Raw genomic sequence first — 6,417 nt, forward strand, 5'->3', positions numbered from 1 at the left:
TACAGAGAGGTTGAATGTGATGAATGTTAAAGATGCTCTAGAAATGGTTTCTGATTTTCTCATGGGCAGAAAGCCAACTATTTAAAGTTTCTCACGTTTTGCTATTCTCTGGCACAAATCAAATATCAGCTATTGGATATTTTATTTTTACCCTTGGTATCGAAGGTATCGTGCCATCCCCCCTCGGGCGATTGGGAGAATACCGCCTGCGAAATCTGCAAATGGGGTTGTTTCTGGGGAGGGCGATGATATGGGTTTGTTGCTCGAAGAGAAATAGAGGAGGGATTGGTTTTGAAAGGTGCGGAGTAGATTTGGGTTTTTCCAATGCCATTTTAGATATAGCTTGTACAATAGGATTTTGGGGAACGGGAGTGCCAACCAGTAACGCCGGAATGGGATATAATGTTATCAGATTCTTTGTCGTTCACGTAAAGTGCACAGTGGATTGTGCTATTTCCTAGTTTAGCCAATTTTGCTGACAGCATTGGCATTGAAGTTGATGGGTGATGGTTTGCGTGATGCTTTTGATCCTAAACTCAAGCAATAATGAAGTTGTTGAGGTAGTATTATTAGATTTCATGATTGAGTTATTGATAAGCATATGATTTTGCTTGATTTTATTATGTGTTCCCCTTGCTTTTTTTTGATAGGTGCGGGACTATCAAAGGAAAAAGCCATACGTCTAGACGTCTTGATACCTCATAGCTAAGTTTATAAGATTCGCTCTTTTGATATATGCTCCTGCGTTTTCTATGCTTTTCCATATCCATTTTAAGCATCCTAGATTATTTGCAAAAAAGACGCATATTTTGCAAAAAGATGCATATCCAGATCAATAGAGAAAATTATAATCAATAATAAGATGATGTTGATTGCATATTATCTTAAAAGTGCGTAATAAGTGCATTCTTGGGAGATGTTATTTGAGAAATTTTTGGACTCATTCTAGGATAAAGGTTAGCACATATATTGTGTTTTCATAGCGGATAGAGTTTGTTAGATGGTGTTTTTCTATGGTTTTGCAATCTTTGTAGAAATCAAGAAAATCTTTTTTTGTATTGGGCGAAAAATTATATATCTGAAGGATAATCTTCGTTATAAAAAAAAGGGATTATGTGGAAAGTATGATCAAGAGAAAACTTCTGCAAAGAATTGACGTTGATTGTTGATGAAAACTATAATTTGCAAAAAAATTTCCGCACTATATATGGTAATTTCTTCCTAAGTTGTAGTCATGTCACTGCTTATGTTTTTTATCAAGATGGGAAGAGATAAGTTGAATCCAGGATTATTTATCAGCTTTGAAGGGATTGAAGGAGGAGGGAAGACCTCACATATTTCCCGTTTAGCACAGTTTTTCAGCGAAAAAGGTTATGACGTTCAGGTTACGCGTGAACCGGGAGGATCCCCTGCAGCAGAAGCTGCGCGACACGTGTTATTATCTGGTGGCGTAGGAAAATTTGGACCTTGTGCGGAAGCGATTATGTTTGCGTCTGTTCGCTGTGATCATATAGAAACTATTATCCGTCCTGCACTCATGCAAGGTAAGGTTTTATTGTGTGATCGTTTTTTGGATTCCTCCTATGCATATCAAAGTAAAGGAGATGAATTCAAGCGCAAGTTTGTGGATTCTCTTCAAAAGGTATCAGTCCAGGAAATGATGCCCGATTATACTATTATTCTTGATCTTCCTGTAGATGTAGGCTTGCAACGTGTGCATCGTCGGCATGTTGCAAAGGAAACAAATGGTTTGGATCATTTTGAAAGGGAAGATGTCGAAATTCATGAAATGAGACGTCGCGTCTTTCTGGAAATTGCACAGGAACAGCCAGAACGTTGTCACGTTGTTGATGCGACAAATCCTTTTGAGGATGTTGCTGCTAATATCTTGAAGATAGTTCATGGTTTTGTGCGAAACCGTGATTCTGTTTTACGGAAAAAATGAAGTATGACTTTTATTCCAGAAGATAGTATTCATCCTATTTACAATAAGAGGTTATTTGGTCAGGAGGCAGTCGAAAAATTTTTAGCGCATTACTATCTTTCTGGAAAGATGCATCATGCTTTACTTTTTAAAGGAGAAGAAGGTATCGGAAAAGCAACTTTAGGATTTCGTTATGCGAGGCATATCTTTCAGAACCCGGATTCTCGGTTTGCCCCTTCCCAGTTATGTGATCCGGATCCAAAATCGGCTTTTGTCAAGCAAATGGCTTCCCAAACGTTGCGTGATTTTTTATATCTGTCTTATCCTTTAGATGAAAAATCAGGAAAATTACGGACGGTTATTACCGTTGATGAAATTCGACGGATTCGATATTTCTTATCACTTACTGCCAATATAGGTCACTGGCGAATTGTTATGATTGATCCTGCTGATGGAATGAATCGCAATGCTGCCAATGCTTTACTTAAAATTTTGGAGGAGCCTCCTGCAAGGGTTTTATTCATACTGATATCGCATGTTTCCGGAAGGGTTTTGTCAACAGTTCAGTCGCGTTGTTTGCCAATAAAATTCCAAGCTCTTTCAGAAAAGAATTTATACAACGCTCTTGAAAATCTGGGGATTTTATTTTCACGGCAACAAGGCGAAATATTGCAAAGAGCATCGCATGGAAGCGTTGCTACAGCTTTGAAGATTTTAAATCATGGTGGTGACAAAATTATTTCTTCTTATACAGAATTAATGTGTACGCATCAAAGATCTTTTGCACGTCAAATAATCCAACAGATTGCTGATGAATTATCACATAAAGATAAGAATATAGCTTTTTATTTTTTAATAGAATTCGTCCTTGAAGATGTGGCTAAAAGCGCTAAAGAAGCTGCTTTGAATGGAAAACTTGGAGAAGCAGATCAAATTGCACTCATATTTTCTTCCATAAAGGAAAGATTAGATACTTCTTTTACATATAATCTAGATCGCAAGTATACGATCGTATATATTCTAGAAAAAGCAAAAATATGCTATAGTCTTTTCTGTAGAGATTCGTATGCTACTTGATCTTTAGGAAAACGATGAAGGCTTGATCAGGAAGATATTATGGAAAATTCTAAGAAATTATATGTCAGTACAGCGATATCTTATACAAATGCTAAGCCGCATATTGGGCATGCTTATGAGATGATAGCGTCGGATTGTTTTGCACGTTTTTATCGTTTAGATGGCTGGGATGTTTTATTTTCTACAGGAACCGATGAATATGGACAAAAGATAGAAAAATCAGCAAAAGCATTTGGGATGCCAGTAGAAGAATTTGTTGAGAAAAATAGCCAAAGTTTTCGAGAAATGGCTGATCTTCTTGATATTTCATATGATGATTTTATTCGCACGACTGAAAAGCGTCACTATGATAGCTGTCGAGTATTATGGCAAAAAATGTTAGAAAATGGTGATATTTATAAGGGATCTTATGCTGGCTGGTATTCGTTGCGCGATGAAGCTTATTGTCTTGATGATGAGATTCATGTTGGAGATGATGGTAAGCATTATAATCTTCAAAATAATCCTGTCGATTGGGTAGAAGAGGAAGGTTATTTCTTTCGCTTGTCTGCTTATCAAGAGAAACTTCTTTCCTTTTATGATTCTCATCCGGAGTTCATTTTACCTGAAGAGAGACGTAATGAAATTATTTCTTTTGTAAAATCAGGTCTCAAAGACCTCTCTATTTCTCGCAAAACATTTGATTGGGGGATAAAAATTCCCGATGATCCTGAATGTATCATGTATGTCTGGGTTGATGCTTTAACAAATTATTTGACAGCGACGGGAATTTTGAATCAGAAGGATAGTTTGAAGAGAAAATTCTGGCCTGCTGATCTACATGTCATTGGCAAGGATATTATTCGATTTCATGCGGTTTATTGGCCTGCTTTTTTGCTTTCGTCTGGTTTGCCTTTGCCAAAGACAATCTTTGCGCATGGATTTATTTTAAACAAGGGAGAGAAAATATCCAAATCATTGGGGAATATTATTGATCCTTTGGAATTAGTAGAAAATTTTGGAGTCGATGCTCTACGGTATTTCTTTTTACGAGAAGTTTCTTTTGGACAAGATGGTTTATATGATCCAGAGACATTAAAAAGACGCATTAATGCTGATCTTGCCAATGGTATTGGTAATTTGGTTAGTCGTTCACTTTCGATGATTTTCAAAAATTGCGAGGAAAAGATTCCAATTCCTGGTTTGCTTCTTGAGTCTGATAAGGTTATACTGTCGTCGTGTTCTATGCATTTGCAGGGAATTCGTGAGAAGATACATAGCTATTTAATTCATAGGAGTTTGGCAGAAATTATATCCATTGTTTCAGAAGTAGATCGGTATTTTTCTGAGCAGAAACCATGGGTTCTTAGAAAAAGTGATCCGGATAGGATGTGTACTGTTTTATATGTTACAGCTGATGTTATCCGTCAGATTGCGATCCTATTGCAACCTTTCGTTCCGAAGTTGGCAGATAATATTTTAAACATTCTTTCTGTTCCAGTACAGAAACGTTGTTTTTCAGCATTAAATGAAGCATTGATTCCAGGATTGGTGATTAAAGAAGAGCCAAGTCCGGTTTTTCCTCGGTTTTGTTAGGTGGTTTTGGTATGCTTATTGATACGCATTGTCATTTAAGTTTTCCTGATTTTGATGGAGATCGTAACGACGTTATTGCTCGCGCTCGTCAAGCAAATGTTCTCAAAATGATTGCGATTGCGGTGAAAACAAAGGATTTTATACCTCTTGTAAGAATATGTGAGGAGTATCCTTCTTCGATTTTTTGTTCAATAGGAACACATCCCTGTTATGTTCATGAAGAACCTGATATTCTTGCTGATGAATTAGCGCTATTGTCTTCTCATCCATCTGTTGTTGCAATTGGCGAGACGGGTCTTGACTGTTATCATAATGCCGATACGATTCAGGATCAGAAGACTGTTTTTTTGCGCCACATAGAAGCTGCACGTATAAGCGGGCTTCCTTTGGTAATACATAGTCGTTCTGCCGATGATGAGATGGCTGTTATTTTACAGGAAGAGATGGCAAAAGTGCCTTTTACATTTGTTATCCATTGTTTTTCGTCAAGCAAAAAGTTGGCGGATATTTGTTTAGATTTAGGGGGATATATATCTTTTACGGGTATGTTGACTTTTCCAAGGTTTGAAGATTTGCGGGATATTGCAAAGGACATTCCAATAGATCGCTTGCTTGTTGAAACAGATTCTCCTTATCTTACTCCATCTCCTTGGCGGGAGAAGCGTAATGAGCCTTCTTACATTGTTAGTACAGCTAAAATTCTTGCACAACAGAAAGAAGTATCTTACGAAGAAATTATGGAAAAAACGACTGAAAATGCTTTTAGGTTGTTTTCGAAAATGTCAAAAGATATTGCGGAATGAAAGATGTTAACCATTTCACGATTTTAGGATGTTCTTCTTCTCCTGCTGTTCCTCGTATTACAGGTGATTGGGGAAGATGTGATCCAAGAAATCCTAAGAATCGTCGCACTCGTTCTTCCCTTAAAGTTTCCAGAATATCTGCGGACGGGGATTTTACAACTGTGATTGTTGATACTGGTCCTGATTTTTATACACAGATGTTGCGAGAGAGTGTGTCTTCTATTGATGCGGTGTTTTACACTCACGGACATGCAGATCATATTCATGGTATTAATGACCTAAGGGGATATTTTTTAAAAAAGAAGAATCCCATACCTATTTACGCTCATCCGGTTTGTATGCAGAATCTTGTGGATAGTTTTGGCTATTGTTTTGAAGCTCCTAAGGGAAGTCTTTATCCACCAATCGTTATCCCTTTTGTTATAGAGGAAAATTATAAACCTATACGGATAGAAGGTGCAGGAGGGGTTATTGAGGTTATCCCTTTATTACAGAAGCACGGAACAATTTCTTCTTTAGGGTTTCGTTTTGGGGATGTCGCTTACTGCACTGATGTTAATGAATTTCCAGACGAAAGTTTGGAAAATTTACAAAATTTGGATGTTTTGATCCTTGATTCACTCAAGAACGATACACATAGAGGTCATTTTTCTTTATCAGAATCTTTGAATCAGATTGCAATCATTAAGCCTAAGCGTGCTATATTAACGCATATGCACGTTGATCTAGATTATGAAACGGTTTTGCGAAGTACTCCCGAAAACGTTGTACCAGCCTTTGATGGGATGAAATTTAGCTCTTTTCTATAAAATATATTTTTTAAACCACCTATTTCGACTGCTTCAAAAAATATGTAAAGCCGATGATTTTTCCTCTGAAAACACATAATAATATCTCTCCAAGAAGATGATATCCAAGATTGGTCTCAAAGAATTTCGATTCTACAAGACGAAAGTATGGCATAATAATCATACGCTTAAACTGACGACTCTGTAGCGTTGCATTGCATAGATCCCAATCCTGACCCATAGTCTCAGA

General features: G+C 37.1%; 6 protein-coding genes and 1 pseudogene. 6 read left to right on the top strand and 1 reads right to left on the bottom strand.

The features are described 5' to 3' along the window. Positions 1 to 311: 311 nt before the first annotated feature. The 6 genes and pseudogenes from H0G72_RS06330 to H0G72_RS05300 all read left to right on the top strand — a co-directional run. Positions 312 to 547, top strand: a pseudogene (locus tag H0G72_RS06330) (dipeptide ABC transporter permease DppC); the annotation flags it as partial. Between the two features lie 687 nt (positions 548 to 1,234). Continuing rightward, entirely contained in the window at positions 1,235 to 1,945 is a 711-nt protein-coding gene (gene tmk / locus H0G72_RS05280) for a dTMP kinase (RefSeq protein WP_259345162.1), read from the top strand. A gap of 3 nt (positions 1,946 to 1,948) precedes the next feature. Beyond that, complete coding sequence (locus H0G72_RS05285) at positions 1,949 to 3,001, top strand: DNA polymerase III subunit delta' (RefSeq protein WP_182017733.1); 1,053 nt, start codon at positions 1,949 to 1,951, stop codon at positions 2,999 to 3,001. Between the two features lie 39 nt (positions 3,002 to 3,040). Continuing rightward, positions 3,041 to 4,576, top strand: coding sequence for a methionine--tRNA ligase (gene metG / locus H0G72_RS05290; protein ID WP_182017734.1), 1,536 nt, complete (start codon positions 3,041 to 3,043; stop codon positions 4,574 to 4,576). 11 nt (positions 4,577 to 4,587) lie between these two features. Further along, positions 4,588 to 5,379, top strand: a complete 792-nt coding sequence (locus H0G72_RS05295; RefSeq protein ID WP_182017735.1) for a TatD family hydrolase — start codon at positions 4,588 to 4,590, stop codon at positions 5,377 to 5,379. Beyond that, on the top strand, positions 5,376 to 6,188 hold the full coding sequence (locus H0G72_RS05300; RefSeq protein WP_182017736.1) for an MBL fold metallo-hydrolase: 813 nt from the start codon (positions 5,376 to 5,378) through the stop codon (positions 6,186 to 6,188). Before H0G72_RS05295 ends, H0G72_RS05300 begins: the two co-directional genes overlap by 4 nt. Before the next feature lie 19 nt (positions 6,189 to 6,207). Here the strand turns inward: H0G72_RS05300 and H0G72_RS06150 are convergent. Beyond that, positions 6,208 to 6,417, bottom strand: a 210-nt coding sequence (locus H0G72_RS06150) for a hypothetical protein (protein WP_220456126.1), incomplete at its 5' end; no start/stop codon positions are given.

The organism is Candidatus Liberibacter sp. (assembly GCF_014048425.1).
In the GTDB taxonomy this organism is placed as follows: Bacteria; Pseudomonadota; Alphaproteobacteria; order Rhizobiales; family Rhizobiaceae; genus Liberibacter.